Source organism: Candidatus Hydrogenedentota bacterium (genome assembly GCA_035416745.1).
Classification (GTDB): domain Bacteria; phylum Hydrogenedentota; class Hydrogenedentia; order Hydrogenedentales; family SLHB01; genus UBA2224.
Map to the genome: position 1 here is coordinate 1 of DAOLNV010000098.1, position 17463 is coordinate 17463.

Sequence of the window (17463 nt, forward strand, 5' to 3'; positions counted from 1 at the left end):
CGCACGTGGAAGCGCCTTCGGACGCGGGTTCGATTCCCGCCGCCTCCACCATTTTTCCACGCATGTAACCCATTGATTCTGGAGGGGTTAGCGATATGCCCCCGGACCCCGGTTTCGGCCGTTGCACATATATTGCACACTCCGTGGCGTATCCGAGACGCGTTCCGACCCTGTCGGCGAGCTCCCCGAGGCGTTCCGACCGGGCCCGCGCATACACGTTCATCGTCAATTCCGGCGTGGAATGACGCAGCAGGCTCTGGGCCTCCAAATCGCGTGCAAGCACCGCTTCGTACACTGTTTCCAACAGCCCGGGACCCGTCTCTCGATGAAGCGCCACCGCGCAATCCACAATGATGCTTCCTGTCTGATCCTGTTTCGGAGGGTTCAATCTTCGTGTTCCCTGTGTCTCCGTGTGAGTTCGTTCTTGTCTTTATGGAGACAATAAGATCCCTCCAGCAAGGGCTTTCCTATCCGGATTGGGGTAATCAAGCGCCCGCTTGAAGCCTCAACGGCAACCGTCCATACTCGCTTGCGGAAAGGGTTGGCCGTCTGACTGCACGGAAGCGGGCCATTGCAATAATGCATCTTCGCATCTATTCCAAGGGCAATCTTTCATTGGCGCACTCAGGACGGACAGGAGAACCAATATGCTCAACAAAATGGGCCGGCGTTCCTGGATACGCCTGGCAGGAATGACCGCAGCTGGTCTTGGCGCAGTGAACACTGCAGGTAAGGCGCGGGCCGCGGAAGCTGCTTCAATTGCCCCGGCAGCACCCGCCGCTCCTTCCAAGGAGACGTACGAGACGCAAGCCAAAGGCATTCGGATTCTGCCCGGTCAGTGGCGGCCTCATTACCCGTGGGAACACATCGCGTGGATCAGTCCCGCGTGGCCGAGCCAGGATTACCTCTGGCTGGATTTCCCGGAGGCCATCTTCACCAACCAGGGGTTGCTTTTCCTGAGCCATGTCAATCCCCCGATTCCGTCGGTGTTCAACAATCTGCCCAGAGTGCCGTGGCGCGAGGAGAGTGACGGCATCGCATTTGAGCGCGAATTGCCCAATGGCGTGGTGTTTGGCGGTCGCGTGTCGCGCGCAAATGACACAGCGGTCGACCTTGAGTTGTATATACGCAATGGCAGCGCCGGGCGCCTGGCGGATATTGAGCTTCAGACGTGCGCCTTCCTTCGCGCCATACGGGAATTCGGGGACTACACGCGGGACAACAAGCTTGTGCACCTCCCGCAGGAAGGCTGGATTTCGCTCAATGAAGGCATGACCCGTGAAGCCGGTTCGGGGAAGTACCGCGTGGGTTGGCGTTCCAAAGGCAAACCCATGGCGGATCTGCCTGTCGTGATCACTATATCGAACAAGGCCGACCGCCTGTTTGCCATGAGCTGGGGCGAACACACGCTTTCGATGGTAGGCAATGCGAACCATCCCTGCGTCCACGCCGACCCGTTTTTTGAAAATCTCGAGCCGGGGCAGGAAGGCCGTATCCGCGGACGCATCGTCTTCTTCGAAGGGAATCTCCGGGACTTCCAGCCGGAACGCCATTTCACGTGACCACCCGGACGCCTCGGCGCACGAGCGTCGCTGTCCACAGGCGCAGTAAGATGGCACGTGTTCTTTGCGGTGGGTGTTTGTCATCAGCGAAAGTAGCCGGTCAGAACGCAGATGCCGTCAATACGGAGAATCTACATCGATATCCACCAGGCCGGTTCCATTCCTTGAATGACATACCCTGGTGGGCCTAACGTGTAGCGGAAATATAGAGCAACAAGACAAAAGGGCCCGTGACTTCCGAGACGATCAGAGCGGCGGAGGCGCAGGCCATCCTGGATGCCTTGGCTCGATGCGGCGGGAATCGTAACGAAGCAGCCAAGGCTTTCGAGATGCACCGGAGCACCGTCTTCCGTAAAGCACGGAGCCGGGGAATCTCCCTGCCGCGCCACGTTGCCGTGGTGCACTGAGCCTATCCTCCGTAAACCAAACAAGGCCGCTGCTCTGACAAACGCCGTTGTTGAGAAGGACCAGCGAGATTGTGTTTGGTTCACAAATGTGATTATATGTACACAAAAGGTCAAATTCAGATACCATATGCTTCCCGAGGCGCGGACCCTGTTTAAGGAACAATATCATCACTAAACCGCTGAAAATCAATACTTTATAGACAAAATGGCCCCGGGTTGCGAGCGGCATGGCCCGGGGAATAGAGGCCTCTTTGTGAATGTTTATACACATAGCATTGAAGACAAGAGGACGCTTGAACATGAGCACAGAGAAACTGGATACGGAAATCCGCCAAGAGCAGATCATAAAGGCCGCCATGCGACTGGCGGAGACCGGTGGTCTCCAGGCCCTGAACCTGGCCAATATCGCCCGCCATGTGGGGCTCGTGCCAACGGCGCTCTATCGGCACTTCCCGAACAAAGAAGCCCTGCTTGACGCGCTGCTCAGTTCGATCCAAACGCGGCTATTGGAGAACGTCTCTATCGTTTGCCGCGAGACCGAGGACCCCATCGAGCGGCTGCGAGGTCTACTGTACAGGCACGTTCGGCTAATCCGCGAGAACCAAGGCATCCCGCGGATCGTCTTCTCGCCCGAGTTTTACACGAACGGTTCCCAGCGAAAGACCAAGTCGTACCAAGGCATCAGAGGCTATCTCGAACGGGTCGGTGCGATTATCTCCGAGGCCCAGCGGGACGGCCGCATCCGGCGCGACTGTCCACCGGAAACGCTTTCGATGATGTTCCTCGGACTTATTCAACCTGCCGCGTTTCTGTGGTTCTTGAGCGACGGCGAGTTCGACGTGACCAAGCACGCCGAACGCGCCTGGAGGATATTCAGTCAGGCGATTTGCTGCGAGGAAATTCACGAACGCTGTCAACCGGCCGCCGAGACGGTGGACCACTAGGAGAACGAGCATGGGTGCTACAAGGAACATCAGGAAGCTTGTTGCGAGTGTTGGGATTCTGGGCATTTTTCTGTTTGTGTCTCAAGACTCCCTGGCGCATTGCGACACGATGGACGGCCCCGTGATCACGGACGCTAAACAAGCATTGGAGAAAGGCGACATCACGCCGGTCTTGAAATGGGTCAAACCCGATGCCGAGCCGGAGATTAGAGGGGCGTTTCAGAAATCCCTGACGGTCCGGGGCAAGGGTCCCGAGGCAAAAGCCCTGGCGGACGCTTATTTCTTCGAGACGCTGGTCCGGGTACACCGCGCGGGCGAAGGCGCCCCGTACGATGGGATCAAACCTGCGGGAACGGCCGTAGAACCCGGTATCGAAGCGGCGGACAAGGCGCTCGAAAGCGGCGCCGCGGACGACCTCGTTATGGAGTTGACGAACAAGGTAGCCGATGGCATCCGCGAACGTTTCACTCATGCGCTCGATGCGAAAAAACACAAGGATGAGAGTGTGGAGGCGGGGCGCGAGTTCGTCGAGGCCTATGTGACCTTTATGCACTACGTCGAACGCCTTCACCAGGATGCCACTACGAATCCGGCGCATCACGGCGGGGCAGCGGAAGCAGGCCATGCCGAAGCCGGACAGCATGATGAACATGCCCCGGCGAAAACCGAACACACTCACGAACACAAGTAGGAGGAGATTGGCATGAAACCCACGGATACCCTCAAACATGAACACAAGATTGTGTTGGCCGTGCTTGACGGCGCGGAGCGCGAAGCGCGAAATATCCACGCCACCGGCAAGGTTGACACGGATAAGGTGCGGAAGATCGTCGACTTCTTCCGGACCTTCGTGGACAAGTGCCACCATTCGAAGGAAGAGCGACGATTGTTCCCCCGGCTCGAGGAACGCGGCATGCCGCGCGGCGGAGGCCCGATTGCCGTGATGCTGTACGAGCATGCACAGGGGCGAAACGAGACCGCAGCCATCGCGGATGCGCTCAACAAATTCAGCGCCGGCGACGCCGGCGCGGTAGAAGCCCTTGCGGAACACCTGCTCGCCTACGCAAAGCTGCTGCGTGAGCACATCGACAAGGAGAACAACATCCTGTTCGCGATCGCGGATCGAGTTCTAACGCCTGAGGACCAGGACGAGCTGTCCGCGGCCTTCGAGGCCATCGAGGCCGAGGAAATCGGCGAAGGGGTTCATGAGCAATACCACCAGTTCGCCCACGAATTGATGAACCACTGAGCTGTCCGCCCCGCGCGCCGGGGCGTTTTTCGTGTGCGCGATGTGAATGCTTGTTCACAAGGAGGTAGCGGTCATGGTAAAGAAGAAAAGACTTCTCATCGCGATCCCCCTGGTCTTGGCCATTGGCGGAGGGATCTACGGTTATCGCTCGACCCATGCGTCCGTGGATTCACGCGAGCTTCGTGTATCGGGCAACATCGAAGTGACGACCGTCGAGGTGAGTTTCCGGACGCCCGGGTGGGTGGAAAGACGGTTGGTATCCGAAGGAGACGTGGCCCATGCGGACGCCCCGGTCGCCCGACTTGACCGCAGGGAATTCGAGCATGAGGTGGGCATTCGCAAAGCGGAAGTGGCGGTTGCAGAAGCCAGGCTGGCGGAACTTGAAGCCGGGTCGCGCCCGGAAGAGATCGCCCAGGCGGAAGCGGGAGTCGCCAAGGCGGAGGCGTTTGTCAAAGAACTCGAGACCGGGTCGCGCCCGCAGGAGATTCTCGCTGCACAGGCGTCTGTAGACGGAACGGCAGCCGACGCCGTTCGTCTTGAGACAGATTTCCGGCGGTACGCGCGCCTCTGGAAGGAGAACGCGATTTCCGCAAGCCAGTTTGATCAGGCCAAGAGCGCACACAGCCTCTCGTCGGCACGGCTCACGGAAGCTCAGCAACGACTCAAGCTCGTGGAAGAGGGACCGCGTGCTGAAGAGATTGCTCAGGCCAAGGCGGCCCTGTCGGAAGCGGAAGCGCGGTTAGAGTTGGCAAAGAACGGCCCCCGCCAAGAGACTATTCAACAGGCGCGGGCCCATTATGAGCAAGCAGAACAGGCTCTGGCGTTAGCCGAGATCCGCTTGGGATATGCGGAGATTCATGCACCCACTTCGGGCATTGTGCTGGCCGATCACATCGAGTCCGGCGAGTACGTGATGCCCGGTACGCCGGTGGTCACCATCGGTGATCTCGATCACGTGTGGCTGCGGGCTTTTATCGATGAATCGGATTTGGGCCGCGTGAAAATCGGCCAAGCGGTGAAAGTCTATACGGACAGCTTTCCCGGACAGGCGTATTCGGGGCGGATCTCGTTCATCTCATCCGAGGCCGAGTTTACGCCTAAGAGCATCCAGACGGAAAAGGAACGAGTGAAACTGGTGTACCGGCTCAAGATCGACGTCGAAAACCGTGGCATGGAACTCAAGCCCGGCATGCCGGCCGACGCCGTCATCGAACTGGAACACGGAGCGGCCCAATGACGAGCGTTCGCGCCGAATCCTTGACGAAGGTTTTCGCTTCGCTGACTGCCGTGGACCGGCTGTCGTTCTCCGTCGAGGAAGGCGAGATCTTCGGCCTGGTCGGCCCGGACGGGGCCGGCAAAACCACCACGATGCGGTTGTTGACTTCGACCATGGACCCGACGTCCGGCGATGCGTGGGTTGCCGGACATCACGTCATGAAGGAAGCCGAAGCCGTGAAAGAGGCCATCGGGTACATGAGCCAGCGGTTCGGGCTGTACCCGGACCTGACTGTACTGGAAAACATCCACTTCTATGCGGACATTTACAGCGTCCCCAAGCGCGGAAGGGCTGACACGATTGACGAGTTGCTCGCATTCAGCAACCTGACGCCGTTCAAGCAACGGCTGGCGGGAAACTTGTCCGGCGGGATGAAGCAGAAACTCGGATTGGCTTGCGCTCTTATCCACACGCCAAAGGTGTTGTTTCTGGACGAACCTACGAACGGGGTTGACCCCGTATCCCGGCGGGATTTCTGGCGTATTCTGTACAGGCTGCTCAAGGAGAAGGTTACCATCTTCGTGTCGACGGCCTACCTGGACGAAGCGGAACGCTGCAACCGCGTGGCCCTGATTCACCGGGGCAAGTTGCTCGCACAGGGTTCGCCTGATGAAGTGAAGTCGCTGATGCAAGGCACGCTGCTGGAAGTGCGGTCTTCCTCACCGCGGCAGGCCATGCAGGAATTGAGACGGCAATTATCCGGCCTTTCTGTGGGACTCTTCGGAGACCGCGTGCATGTGGCCACGCCTGAGCCGGGTGAGACCGCGACGGAAATCCGGAGAATACTTGTCCAAGCGGGACACGAAGTCCGCTCGGTGCGGCCCATCGAACCAACGCTTGAAGATGTCTTCGTGTCCGTCATTGGGCACGCTCCCGGCGGACAAGCCTATGCCGGATGAGCAACAAGAGCTTGCCGTTAAGGTCAGAGACCTTGAGCGCCGGTTTGGGGACTTCATAGCCGTGAATCGGGTCAGTTTCGATGTCCCCAAGGGCGAGATTTTCGGGTTCCTCGGCCCGAACGGCGCTGGCAAGTCCACCACGATACGGATGTTGTGCGGCATCCTTGCGCCTACGGGCGGCGCCGGCACCGTGGCCGGGTACGACATTCGAACAGAGGCCGAACGGATCAAGGCCCATATCGGCTACATGAGCCAGAAATTCAGTCTCTATGAGGACCTGACGGTCGAGGAGAACATCGATTTCTATAGCGGTATCTACCGGATACCGGCTGAAAAGAAGCGCGCGCGGAAGGAATGGGCCATCGAAATGGCCGGACTCCAGGAACACCGGCATTCCAAGACGGGCACGCTTTCGGGCGGGTGGAAGCAGCGGCTTTCCCTGGGCTGCGCCGTCCTGCACGAGCCGCCCATCATCTTCTTGGACGAACCCACGTCGGGCGTGGACCCGATGAGCCGCCGCCGGTTTTGGGAACTCATCTACGAACTCGCCGGAAGAGGCGTCACTATTTTCGTTACGACGCACTACATGGACGAGGCCGAGTACTGCGATCGGATCGGCCTGGTGTATCGCGGCGAACTCATCGCGCTGGGTTCCCCGCAGAAGCTCAAGACGGAACTGATGAAGGAAGACGTGTTGGAGGTCCAATGCGAGCGGCCGCAAGAAGCTATGGAAGCGCTCGAACAACTTGGAAGCGTCCGTGAAGTGGCTTTGTTCGGAAAGGGGCTGCATGTGGTCGCGATGGACGGACCGGCGGCGGAACGCGATATTCGCAATCTCCTGGTGAAACAAGCCTATCCCGTTCACAGCATCGAAACCATCGTCCCTTCCCTGGAAGACGTGTTCGTGTCGCTCATCGAAATGAGGGATCGGGAGGAAGGGGTACTCAAGGAGGTCCGGGCATGAAGCCTCAGCGCATATGGGCGGTGAGCCGGAAGGAGTTCATCCACATCCTGCGCGACCCGCGAAGCCTCGGCATGGCCATCGCCATCCCGATGCTTCTGCTCGTTCTGTTCGGGTATGCCCTGACGCTGGACGTGGACGAAGTGCCCATGGTTGTCTGGGATCAGAGCCAGTCCCATGCGAGCCGGGAGTTCATCGCGCGTTTTGCGGGCTCCCGCTATTTCTCCTTGCGCGGCTATGTGAGGAACTACCGCGAGGTCGAACGGGCCATTGATACGCGGCAGGCGTTGCTTGCCATTGTCATTCCCACAGATTTCGCAGACCGCCTCGAATCGCTCCAAGAGACGCCGGTCCAAGTCATTGTAGACGGCAGCGACTCGAATACGGCCACTATTGCCATGGGCTATGTGGACATCCTTGCCCTCGCTCATTCACAGGAGGTCGTTCTGGCGCAGGCACGCCGCGTCACGGGCAAGAGCTTCGAGCAGCCCATCGATTTTCGGCCCCGGGTGTGGTTTAACGCCGACCTGGAATCCAAGAACTACATCATTCCCGGACTTATCGCCGTCATCATGATGGTGATTGCCGCGTTGTTGACCTCGCTGACCGTGGCCCGGGAATGGGAACGGGGCACGATGGAGCAGCTGATCTCCACGCCCGTCAAAGGACATGAACTGATCCTGGGAAAACTCTTTCCGTATTTCGTTATCGGGATGCTGGACATGTTGCTGGCCGTGCTCATGGGGGAGTTCGTGTTTCACGTGCCGCTGCGCGGAAACGTGGCCCTGCTGTTTGCGATGGCCGCTATCTTCCTCGCGGGGGCATTGTCCATGGGGATGGTGATCAGCATCGTGACCAAGAGCCAGTTGCTGGCCAGTCAGTTGGCCATGGTGCTCACCTTCCTGCCCTCGTTCCTGCTGTCCGGATTCATGTACGCCATCGGCAACATGCCGCGTGCGATCCAGGTGCTCACGCACGTCATCCCGGCCCGTTACTTTGTGGCGTTGCTCAAGGGCATCTACCTGAAAGGGATCGGGCTGGAAGTCCTGGCGCTCGAGGCCTTGCTGTTGACGGTATTCGGCGCCGCCATGGTGGCCTTGGCAAACTTCAAGTTCAAGAAGAAGCTCGCGTAGACCGAGGAGAAACAGCCATGTGGGAACGCATCCAGCACATGCTCATAAAGGAATTCATTCAGATCTTTCGCGACCCGAAGATGAAAGGCGTGATCTTCGCCATGCCCATAATCCAGGTCCTGGTGTTCGGCTACGCGGTCACCACGGATGTGAAGCACGTGGCGCTGGCGATCTTTGACCGCGACAGCACCCAGACGAGCAGAGAACTCGCGGCACGGTTCACCGCCACGGAGTATTTCGACGTCGCCGCCTATGTCCAGAATGATGCTGAGGCGAGAGACCTTATCGACCGTGGAAAGGCCCAAGCCCTGCTGCGGATTGACAAAGGGTTTGAAGACGACCTGCGCGCGGGGCGGCAAGTGCCGGTGCAGCTCCTTGTCGAAGGCACGGATTCGAATACGGCCGGCATCGTCTTGAACTATTCGGGCAAGATCGTGGGCAAGTTCTCCCAGGATGTCCTGAATGACCGGCTGGCCCGGCAGCAAGGCAAAGCCGCCACGGACGCCGGCATTGTCGTCGAGCCGCGCGCGTGGTTCAACGAAAATCTGGAGAGCCGCAACTTTTACGTGCCCGGGGTTATCGCGATTCTCGTGATGCTGATTACCCTCATGCTCACGAGCATGGCCGTGGTGCGCGAGAAGGAGATCGGGACCATCGAACAGATCATGGTAACGCCCATTACGCCGTTGGAGTTCATCCTCGGGAAATCGGTTCCTTTCGCCTTGATTGGGTTCGCCGACGTGCTCATCATCACGGCGGTCGCCGTATTCTGGTTTCAGGTGCCGATACGCGGCAACCTGCTGCTTCTGTTCGCGGCGACCGGACTGTATCTCATGACCACACTCGGCATCGGCCTCCTGATTTCCACGGTGAGTCAGACGCAACAGCAGGCCATGATGAGCACGTTCTTCTTCTATTTTCCGGCCGTGCTGCTCTCCGGGTTCATGTTTCCCATTGCCAATATGCCGGTCGTGGTCCAATGGGCCACCTGCCTGAACCCGTTACGATACTTCCTGGTGATCGTACGCGGGATCTTCCTCAAAGGGGTAGGCGTCTCGATTCTGTGGCCACAATTGGCGGCATTGGCGATCATGGGCGCGGCGGTACTTTGGTTTGCTTCACGACGATTTCACAAGACGCTGGTGTAGAATGAGCGATGTTGGCTCTAACCGTGATACAGAGGCAGAGAACCTTGAGAGGACCTGATCATGAATATGGACTCGTCGTCTTTGGAAAGGCTGTCGCCCTGGTGGAAAAACGCCGTCATCCTCGTGATGATTCTCGGTTTCTCCGTACTCATCGGGTTGGCCGTGAAGTCGTACAAGGATGCCCCGCCCATTCCTGACGAAGTCGTGGGGCCCGGCGGAGCCGCAGTCTTCACGGCTGAAGACATTCGGTCGGGCCAGGAGGTATTCCTGAAATACGGCCTGATGGAAAACGGCACGGTCTGGGGACATGGGGCGTATCTTGGCCCGGATTTTTCGGCCAAGTATCTGCATCAACAGACGCTTGATTCTTACGAGTTTCTGGCCAGGCAGAAGTTCGGCGCCGACTGGGGGGGCTTGACGCCTGAACAACAGGACGTGATTCAGGGAGAAGTGGCCAGAGATACTCGCATCAACCGGTATGACGCTGCGAAGGGCGTCCTCACGCTAACCCCGGCCCAAGCCTACAGTTTTGAAAAGCAGCAGGAACAATGGCGTGAGTTCTTCGCTGCTCCCGTCAACAACTTCGGCCTGCCCACGACGTACATCGCGGACCCGAAGGAACTTCGCCAGGTTACAACCTTCTTCTTCTGGACGGCATGGGCCTGTGCCACCAACCGGCCAGGCGAGGTTTTCTCCTATACGAACAACTTCCCATACGACCCCGCCGTCGATAACCTTCCCACACACGGTGCGATTCTGTGGAGCGCATTGAGCCTGATTGCCCTGCTCGGCGGCACGGGTCTCGCCCTGTTCGCCTTTGGCCGCTTCGATTTCCTCGGTTGGCAGGAAAAGGAGCACCGGCATCCGCAACTGCTATCCAGCACGCTGACGGATGGCCAACGGGCGACGCTCAAGTATTTCGCGGTTGCCGCCCTGCTGTTCCTGGGACAATCGCTCATCGGCGGGGCGATAGCCCACTACCGGGCGGAACCCGCCAACTTCTATGGCCTCGACCTCTCAACGCTGTTGCCAAGCAATATTCTGCGGACCTGGCATCTGCAACTGGCCATCTTTTGGGTGGCCACGTGTTTTGTGGCGGGCGGGCTTTGGCTGGCATCGGCCGTTAACCGCAAAGAATCCAAAGGACAGGTCTTCGGCATTCACTTTCTCTTCGCGGCGCTGGTTGTCGTGGTTGTAGGAAGTCTGCTTGGGGAATGGCTTGGCATCAACCGCCTGCTGGGCGGCTTCTGGTTCTGGCTGGGGCATCAAGGCTGGGAATACCTGGACCTTGGGCGGGCCTGGCAGGTGCTGCTGGCAGTTGGGCTGCTGGTCTGGCTTGTGCTCATTGCCCGCGCCGTGTGGCCGGTAAGGAACGACCCGGAAAAGGGGCAAATCGCCTCCCTGTTCCTGTATGCCGCTGTCGGCATTCCTCTGTTCTATGTGCCGGCCATGTTCTTTGCCAGCCGCACCAACTTGACCGTTGTAGACATGTGGCGGTTCTGGATAATCCATCTTTGGGTCGAGGGGTTTTTCGAACTGTTCGTCACGACAATGGTGGCGTTGATGTTCTTTCTGCTCGGCATGGTGTCCCGCACAACGGCCCTGCGGGTCGTCTATCTGGATGCCATCTTGTACCTTGGCTCCGGGATTATCGGTACGGGCCATCACTGGTATTGGACCGGTCAGAGCCACGTTGCGATGGCGTTCTCGGCCGTTTTCTCCGCCCTGGAGGTGGTGCCATTGACGCTGTTGACACTGGATGCCTGGGACTTCATATCGCTGTCCAGCCGCGATTGCGCGGAATGTGGCAAGAAGGTGGCGATACCGCACCGATGGACCTTCTATTTCCTCATGGCAGTCGGTTTCTGGAACTTCCTGGGAGCGGGTGTATTCGGTTTTCTTATCAACCTGCCTATCGTCAGCTACTTCGAGGTGGGTACTCTGTTGACACCGAACCATGGGCATGCAGCCATGATGGGGGTGTTCGGAATGCTGGGCGTGGCGTTGATGGTGTTCGCGTTTCGCGAGGCGTCCACTGACAAAGAATGGCAGCGGATTGGTAAGCTTGTGGGTGTGGCGTTCTTCGGTCTGAACACGGGTTTGCTTCTTATGATAGTCACGAATCTCTTCCCCGGCGGGGTGTATCAGTTGTATGACGTGCTTGCAAACGGGTACTGGCATGCACGGAGTCCCGAGTTCCTGACCAATGGTCTGATGCACACCATCGAATGGCTACGGCTTCCCGCGGATGCCGTCTTTATCGGGCTTGGCTGCGTGCCCCTGGGCTTAGCAGGCCTTTGGGTCTACGCGAAGGCATGGTTTTCCGTCCAACCCGACGAAAGGTGAAGAGCGGTTTTCAAGTTGTGTGGACTGGCGGGCTCTCCGCACTTCGCTGATACACACAGAGCTGATGCGGCAACGCCGGATTCTTTGCTTGAAGCCCCGCGGGGGATTTGAATGCCGCAGCCCAAGAACCAGCGCACGGCCTGATGAATTCAGTCATGTCCAGTCCGGTAACGCGTCCAAAAACGAGGTTCTACGGACCGAGAAGGGTATCAGATGGCGCCGCAACTTAAAGAATTCAGCCAAGAGCCTCACCATTGCAAGTCCTTGCCTGGCGACAAGGACGAATATTCAGGAACACCCCTGTCGAGCAAGGGACGGGGATCGCTTTGCAGCAGCCACATCCCGGAAGGTTCGTAGGCACAAGGGGAGCATAACAAGAGCACTTTGGACAGCCCTGTTGACTATGCTCTTCGCACGGTGTTCAGAGCATGGCCGCACCCGTCCCAGAACGCAAGACACGCCATCCTGCTGCTAGTCACCGTCTTCAGTCTGCGTGGCCGGTCTCCTTAGCCGCTGGAGATCGGCCATGTTCACTCCCCATTGCCATGTGGACGCATGGGGACAGGCGTGCGGGTGTTGTCGGCGGTTGCGGTTGAGCCCTGTCAAATCGAATAATGAGGGGGTAAGGCTATTCTGCGCCGCGGGCAGCTCATGCTGCCGGACGGGACCCGATCCGTGCTGGCAATACTGGCCGTCTTTGGTCATGGAGGTTTCGTAGACTGCCATGCCGACGAATCTTCCTCCGGAGTACTTTGAGGCGGAACGGCGATTCCGCGAAAGCGTATCGGACCGTGAGAAGATCGCTTGTTTGGAGGAACTGCTCGGCACAATTCCCAAACACAAGGGTACGGACAAGCTGCGGGCTGACTATCGTCGCAAGCTTTCCAAGCTCAAGTCCGAGGCAGAAGCTAAGAAAAAGACGGGGCGCCATGCGTCGGCCTATCACGTCGAGAAAGAAGGGCCTGTCCGGGTTGTGGTGGTTGGCGCGCCCAATGTGGGGAAGAGCGCGCTGGTCGCGGCGGTTACGCATGCGGCCCCGAAGGTATCCGAGTACGAGTTCACGACATGGGCGCCGACGCCGGGGATGATGCTCGTGCGGGACATCCAAATCCAACTGGTGGACACCCCGGCGTTAAGCAGGCAGCATGTGGAGCCGGAATTGTTCAACCTGATCCGCAGCGCGGACTTGCTCCTTTTGGTCGTTAGCGTTCAGTCGCAGATCCTCGCTGAGTTGGAAGAATCCCTGGGTTTGTTGGAGGAGTACCGCATTGTCTTGTGTGGCAAGGAAGGGGATGCGCGCTCGTTGGACAAGGGATTCGCGTCTGTCCCGTGCATTGTCCTGGTCAACAAGGTTGATGACGCCGCGTGGGACGAGGAGTTCGGAGCGTTCCGTGAACTGTTTGAAAACGAATGGCCTCTGTTGCCCATTTCCGTGACGGCTTGCCGTAACCTGGAGCAGATGAAAGAGATGGTTTTCCAGCGGCTGGGCATCATGCGTGTCTACTCGAAGGAACCAGGAAAGGCGCCGGAACTCCACGCGCCGTTCGTACTGAAGAAAGGAAGCTCGGTCATGGAGTTTGCCGCCAGAGTGCATAAGGATTTCGTGCTGCACCTGAAGACAGCCCGGGTTTGGGGTGAGGGAGTTCATGACGGCCAAATGGTTGGGCGCGACCATGTGCTGCACGATGGAGATGTGGTTGAATTGCACACGTAACCCGCAGGGGTTGGCGCGTTCCCCGTACGCCCAGTTGAAGTAGAGTATGGGTTCTGGTGAAATTACGGGAGCCGGCCGGATCATAACTTGGTTCCACAGACTGAACTCATGTGCGCGCCGCGAGATGGGAGATTGCCCACGAGACAGTTTGAAACAACCCGATGGAGCGTTGTGCGAGCAGCGGCAACGGGAGGCTCCCAGGCTCGCAGTGCATTGGAGACACTCTGTTCCACTTACTGGCACCCGCTTTACATGTACATCCGCCATCGGGGCAACTCCGCCGAGGACGCGAAGGACCTGATTCAGGAGTTTTTCACACGCTTCCTGGAAAAGGACTACTTGAAAGACGTGGATCAGGCCAGAGGGAAGTTTCGCTCCTTCCTCCTTGCGTCGGTCAACCACTTCCTGGCCAATGAACGAGACCGCGCACGTACCCTCAAACGCGGCGGGGCCGTTACGTTTCTGCCCGTCGATTACGATTCGATTGAGGAGCGATATGCCGGCGCGGCGTCCCAGACCCAGTCCGCGGAACGGTTATTTGAGCGCGCTTGGGCCTTGGCCACGCTTGAATCCACTCTCGCGCGTTTACGGCAAGAGTACACCCAGGCAGGAAAAGGTTCCCTGTTCGAGCGGCTGAAGGGCACGCTGACAGTCCAGGAAGACCGTGCGCCATACCAGGAGATGGGGGCGGAACTCGGCCTCTCTGAGGGGGCAGTAAAGGTAGCCGTCCATCGCCTCCGGCGCCGGTACCGCGACGTGCTTCTGGAAGAGATTGCCGCAACGCTGGCCGAGGGCGAAGGTGTTGACGAAGAATTGTGCGACCTGTTTTCTGCTTTCGGGACCTGAGCGAGTTTTGCCCTCGCGGCGGCGTCCGTTCCCACTGCAATGGGGCGTCGGTTTGTAACCTTCCCGCGCCTTTGCGTCTATACAGAAACGAGGCGCCGTGCCGCCCAACTATGTTGCCGCTTACGAGACCGAGAGGGCGCGGTCAGTTCGGAGTGCCTGAAAGGAGGTTTTCCATGAAACCGCGCGTTCTGGCATCCGTGGCAGTGGTTATCCCGGTTGCCCTTACCCTGCCGGTGATCCTGGTCAAAGTGACGGGATCGAGGGACGAGCAGGCGGGAGCCGGTAATGGGCTTCAACAAGAGTATGGCCGGATTCGGGCATCCAGGGCGCCAAACTTCCTCCCGAACAGGGCCAAAGTAAGATCCAGGAGGCCGTGAAGCTGGCGCAGGAAGCCCCCTCGAACTACCTGATCACCCAGTGGAAAGGCGCGGGGGCCGGCGACAGCGGAGATTCCGTACTGCTTTCGACTATTCGCGGCGCCAATGCCCGCGAGCGCATGGTGGCGAGGTGCCGAGCTGCGGCTGAGGTCCTCGCCCCAAAAGCGCCATTAGCTTCAGCGTCGCATGATTGATTGGCCCACCTTGTGCCCTACGAGGTGCCCGGTTGGCCCGGTGGGATCCCTATGAAGGACAACCCCGCGGCGGCGCGAAGGGTCCCGTCAACTTGCCGTCTACAGCATTAGCGGGAACGGGCGGGCTAATGCCGGCGTTGAGTCCGTGGACGAGAAACAGGCAGGGCGCCAGGGGCATCACCACTGTCAGCGTATCACCATGACCCCTCGCCCGTAACCTTCGGCGCGCGCTGCTTCTATTATAATATTGGGAGCGAGAAGCGCCGCCGATCGGCGGCCTGCGAAAGGAGGCTTTCTATGAGAGACAGGACCGAGCTTGGAATCACCCTGGTGCTCGCACTCCTGGCGGCGGCCTTGCCGCTGGCGTGCAGACCGACAGCGCAGCAGGCTGCCCCCGCATCACCAGACGGCATCGCCGGCACTTACAAACTCGTCTCCGTCGGGGGCAACCCCGTCCCCAAAGAGTCGGGATCGATCACCCTGAACGACAACGGCACCTTGTCGTCGGTTATGGACTGGGGGGTGATGCATTTTGGCGACGGTGGAATCCACAACTTTAGAGGCACGTACGTCAAGCAGGATGCCGGCTACGTTCTGACATGGGAAGGTGCGGGGCAGACCTGGGTGACGATTGACGGTTCGAAACTCACCATGAACAACGAGGGGATGCTTTTCGTTTATGAAAAAGAGGGGCAGGGCGCTGAACCTGCTGCGGCCGGGCAGTCCGCCGCAAGATCTCCGCAAGAGGTGCTGGACCAGTTCCTTGGCACCTGGGACTGTGACGCGACTCTCTACGAGGGGCCTAACGCATCAGGAAGAAGTATTGCCACGCGGAGCACGTTTGCCCGCGTTCTCGGCGGCAGGTTCGTCCAGGAAAACGGCCGGGACTCAGAGAACAACGCCTCAATCACCTTGTATACGTACGATGGGTCCAGCCAGTGCTACCGAAGCTCGTTTTTCTCCTCATCCATTGGCCATCCCGAACCGACTACCGGCCGGTGGAACGAAACGGCCCGCACGCTGGACTGGACCACTTCCGGCAACGGATATACCACAACCATTCAGCACCGGTTTTTCAATGAAAATGCTTGGGAAGCCACGTGTGAGGTCATGGACCCCGCAGGTACCAAGGTATTCCGTGGCGAGTACAAGGTGACACGAGCCAAAGACCCTGCCCCGGTTGTGTTGTCGGAAGCTGGCAACACGGGCGGGCCGCTGCCGGCTGAGCAGAAGGTGCTGGACCCGTTGGTGGGGACATGGCGCCAAGAGACGACCATGCGGAAAGCAAAGTGGTTTCCCGAGGAAAAGCGTACCGCTGGTACATACACGTTCAAGCGCATCCTAGGTGGAAGATACGTGTTGGAAACGGGGGAGGATTCGGAGAGCAGCAGTCTCCTTTTGTACACCTATGACGCACAACGCGGGAGCTACCTGATCTGGAATTTCAACGTGAACAATCAGACTCCCGATGTCCCGGTAAGCGCCCGGTGGAACGAGGCGGGCCGCGTCCTGGAATGTTTTGGTTTCCCTGAAAAAGATGGGCAGAGGACGGCGAGCCAAATGCACCTCGTAAGTAACGACACGATCATAAGCACGTACGGGGTAAAAGACACGGCCGGCGAGACTCTATGCGACATAGAGTTCAAGATGACCCGGATCAGCGGCGAGCAGAAGTGACGGCGGACGATTGGAGGGTACGGTTGTGAACAGAAAGAAGGCGATTTCGTGGCTCTATGGCGAATTTGCCGGACTGGAAGCAGCGGGCATTCTATCCGCCGAGACAATCGAGCAATTGAAGGTCCATTACGGCCCCGTGTCGATGCGGTCCAAGCGGAGCATAGCGCTGCTGCTGTTCAGTGTCCTTGGCGCGGTATCCATCGGCCTAGGCATTATCCTGCTGTTGGCCCACAACTGGAACGCACTGGGACGTCCGGTGCGCACGGTGCTGTCATTTACGCCACTCATGGCGGGCCAAGCCCTCGTATGGTGGACGCTGCTATGCCGTTCGCGGTCAACGCCGTGGCGCGAGGGGAGCGGAGTGTTTCTGGCGTTGGCGGTCGGCGCCTGCATTTCACTGATTAGCCAAACCTATCACATCCAGGGCGACATGAGCACGTTTCTGCTGGCTTGGGTCGTTCTAGGCGGCCCGCTGGTGTACGTGCTTAACGCCACGGCGGTGGCGCTGTTTTACCTGGCGGGCATAACCTGCTGGGCCGCGGCGGTCCAGTTTGAACACAGCCAGGCGCTTTTGTTCTGGCCGCTGGCGGCGTTTCTCGCGCCCCACATTTGGCAGGCGTTTAAGAACAATCCCGAAGGGCCGCGGGTGCAATTGTTGTCGTGGGGTCTGTGCGTGGCCCTGCCGTTTGCGACGGGATTTGTCCTGGAGCGCACGATGCCGGGGCTGTGG

Annotated in this window: 16 protein-coding genes, 1 other RNA gene and 1 pseudogene; 17 read left to right on the top strand and 1 reads right to left on the bottom strand. The window is 59.0% G+C overall.

Features of this window, described 5'->3' with window-relative positions:
- Window positions 1–51, top strand: a transfer-messenger RNA (tmRNA) gene (gene ssrA, locus PLJ71_19900); the annotation flags it as partial.
- Window positions 52–238: 187 nt separating this feature from the next.
- On the opposite strand, the pseudogene PLJ71_19905 reads toward ssrA, so the two are convergent.
- A pseudogene (locus PLJ71_19905) lies at window positions 239–388 on the bottom strand (GxxExxY protein).
- 259 nt (window positions 389–647) lie between these two features.
- On the opposite strand from PLJ71_19905, the gene PLJ71_19910 reads away from it, so the two are divergent.
- The 16 genes from PLJ71_19910 to PLJ71_19985 form a co-directional block, all read left to right on the top strand.
- Window positions 648–1562 carry a hypothetical protein gene (locus PLJ71_19910; GenBank protein HQM50957.1) on the top strand — a complete coding sequence of 305 codons (915 nt, stop codon included), beginning with the start codon at window positions 648–650 and terminating at the stop codon, window positions 1560–1562.
- A gap of 706 nt (window positions 1563–2268) precedes the next feature.
- Window positions 2269–2913, top strand: a complete 645-nt coding sequence (locus tag PLJ71_19915) for a TetR/AcrR family transcriptional regulator (protein HQM50958.1) — start codon at window positions 2269–2271, stop codon at window positions 2911–2913.
- A 10-nt stretch (window positions 2914–2923) separates the two neighbouring features.
- Window positions 2924–3604, top strand: coding sequence for a DUF6448 family protein (locus PLJ71_19920; GenBank protein HQM50959.1), 681 nt, complete (start codon window positions 2924–2926; stop codon window positions 3602–3604).
- Window positions 3605–3616: 12 nt separating this feature from the next.
- Window positions 3617–4162 carry a hemerythrin domain-containing protein gene (locus PLJ71_19925; protein ID HQM50960.1) on the top strand — a complete coding sequence of 182 codons (546 nt, stop codon included), beginning with the start codon at window positions 3617–3619 and terminating at the stop codon, window positions 4160–4162.
- Window positions 4163–4235: 73 nt separating this feature from the next.
- Window positions 4236–5399, top strand: coding sequence for an efflux RND transporter periplasmic adaptor subunit (locus PLJ71_19930; protein HQM50961.1), 1164 nt, complete (start codon window positions 4236–4238; stop codon window positions 5397–5399).
- A complete protein-coding gene (locus PLJ71_19935) occupies window positions 5396–6337 on the top strand; it encodes an ABC transporter ATP-binding protein (GenBank protein ID HQM50962.1) in 942 nt (313 codons plus the stop codon). The genes PLJ71_19930 and PLJ71_19935 overlap by 4 nt, the downstream gene beginning before the upstream one ends.
- Window positions 6327–7301 (top strand): ABC transporter ATP-binding protein, encoded by a 975-nt coding sequence (locus tag PLJ71_19940; GenBank protein HQM50963.1) that lies wholly within the window; start codon window positions 6327–6329, stop codon window positions 7299–7301. Before PLJ71_19935 ends, PLJ71_19940 begins: the two co-directional genes overlap by 11 nt.
- Window positions 7298–8431 carry an ABC transporter permease gene (locus PLJ71_19945; protein HQM50964.1) on the top strand — a complete coding sequence of 378 codons (1134 nt, stop codon included), beginning with the start codon at window positions 7298–7300 and terminating at the stop codon, window positions 8429–8431. Before PLJ71_19940 ends, PLJ71_19945 begins: the two co-directional genes overlap by 4 nt.
- A gap of 17 nt (window positions 8432–8448) precedes the next feature.
- Entirely contained in the window at window positions 8449–9579 is a 1131-nt protein-coding gene (locus PLJ71_19950; protein HQM50965.1) for an ABC transporter permease, read from the top strand.
- Between the two features lie 60 nt (window positions 9580–9639).
- Window positions 9640–11925, top strand: coding sequence for a nitric-oxide reductase large subunit (locus tag PLJ71_19955; GenBank protein ID HQM50966.1), 2286 nt, complete (start codon window positions 9640–9642; stop codon window positions 11923–11925).
- A 724-nt stretch (window positions 11926–12649) separates the two neighbouring features.
- Entirely contained in the window at window positions 12650–13639 is a 990-nt protein-coding gene (locus PLJ71_19960; GenBank protein HQM50967.1) for a TGS domain-containing protein, read from the top strand.
- A gap of 171 nt (window positions 13640–13810) precedes the next feature.
- Window positions 13811–14485 carry a sigma-70 family RNA polymerase sigma factor gene (locus PLJ71_19965; GenBank protein HQM50968.1) on the top strand — a complete coding sequence of 225 codons (675 nt, stop codon included), beginning with the start codon at window positions 13811–13813 and terminating at the stop codon, window positions 14483–14485.
- A gap of 173 nt (window positions 14486–14658) precedes the next feature.
- A complete protein-coding gene (locus tag PLJ71_19970) occupies window positions 14659–14862 on the top strand; it encodes a hypothetical protein (protein HQM50969.1) in 204 nt (67 codons plus the stop codon).
- Complete coding sequence (locus PLJ71_19975) at window positions 14859–15056, top strand: hypothetical protein (GenBank protein HQM50970.1); 198 nt, start codon at window positions 14859–14861, stop codon at window positions 15054–15056. Before PLJ71_19970 ends, PLJ71_19975 begins: the two co-directional genes overlap by 4 nt.
- Window positions 15057–15353: 297 nt before the next feature.
- On the top strand, window positions 15354–16733 hold the full coding sequence (locus PLJ71_19980) for a DUF1579 family protein (GenBank protein ID HQM50971.1): 1380 nt from the start codon (window positions 15354–15356) through the stop codon (window positions 16731–16733).
- Window positions 16734–16758: 25 nt separating this feature from the next.
- Window positions 16759–17463: DUF2157 domain-containing protein (locus PLJ71_19985; protein HQM50972.1), on the top strand; the 705-nt coding region annotated here is incomplete at its 3' end.

Excerpts from the sequence above, each read along its gene's own strand:
- PLJ71_19910 (HQM50957.1), top strand. The coding sequence starts at position 648 with ATGCTCAACAAAATGGGCCGGCGTTCCTGGATACGCCTGGCAGGAATG.
- PLJ71_19915 (HQM50958.1), top strand. The coding sequence starts at position 2,269 with ATGAGCACAGAGAAACTGGATACGGAAATCCGCCAAGAGCAGATCATA.
- PLJ71_19920 (HQM50959.1), top strand. The coding sequence starts at position 2,924 with ATGGGTGCTACAAGGAACATCAGGAAGCTTGTTGCGAGTGTTGGGATT.
- PLJ71_19925 (HQM50960.1), top strand. The coding sequence starts at position 3,617 with ATGAAACCCACGGATACCCTCAAACATGAACACAAGATTGTGTTGGCC.
- PLJ71_19930 (HQM50961.1), top strand. The coding sequence starts at position 4,236 with ATGGTAAAGAAGAAAAGACTTCTCATCGCGATCCCCCTGGTCTTGGCC.
- PLJ71_19935 (HQM50962.1), top strand. The coding sequence starts at position 5,396 with ATGACGAGCGTTCGCGCCGAATCCTTGACGAAGGTTTTCGCTTCGCTG.
- PLJ71_19940 (HQM50963.1), top strand. The coding sequence starts at position 6,327 with ATGCCGGATGAGCAACAAGAGCTTGCCGTTAAGGTCAGAGACCTTGAG.
- PLJ71_19945 (HQM50964.1), top strand. The coding sequence starts at position 7,298 with ATGAAGCCTCAGCGCATATGGGCGGTGAGCCGGAAGGAGTTCATCCAC.
- PLJ71_19950 (HQM50965.1), top strand. The coding sequence starts at position 8,449 with ATGTGGGAACGCATCCAGCACATGCTCATAAAGGAATTCATTCAGATC.
- PLJ71_19955 (HQM50966.1), top strand. The coding sequence starts at position 9,640 with ATGAATATGGACTCGTCGTCTTTGGAAAGGCTGTCGCCCTGGTGGAAA.
- PLJ71_19960 (HQM50967.1), top strand. The coding sequence starts at position 12,650 with ATGCCGACGAATCTTCCTCCGGAGTACTTTGAGGCGGAACGGCGATTC.
- PLJ71_19970 (HQM50969.1), top strand. The coding sequence starts at position 14,659 with ATGAAACCGCGCGTTCTGGCATCCGTGGCAGTGGTTATCCCGGTTGCC.
- PLJ71_19980 (HQM50971.1), top strand. The coding sequence starts at position 15,354 with ATGAGAGACAGGACCGAGCTTGGAATCACCCTGGTGCTCGCACTCCTG.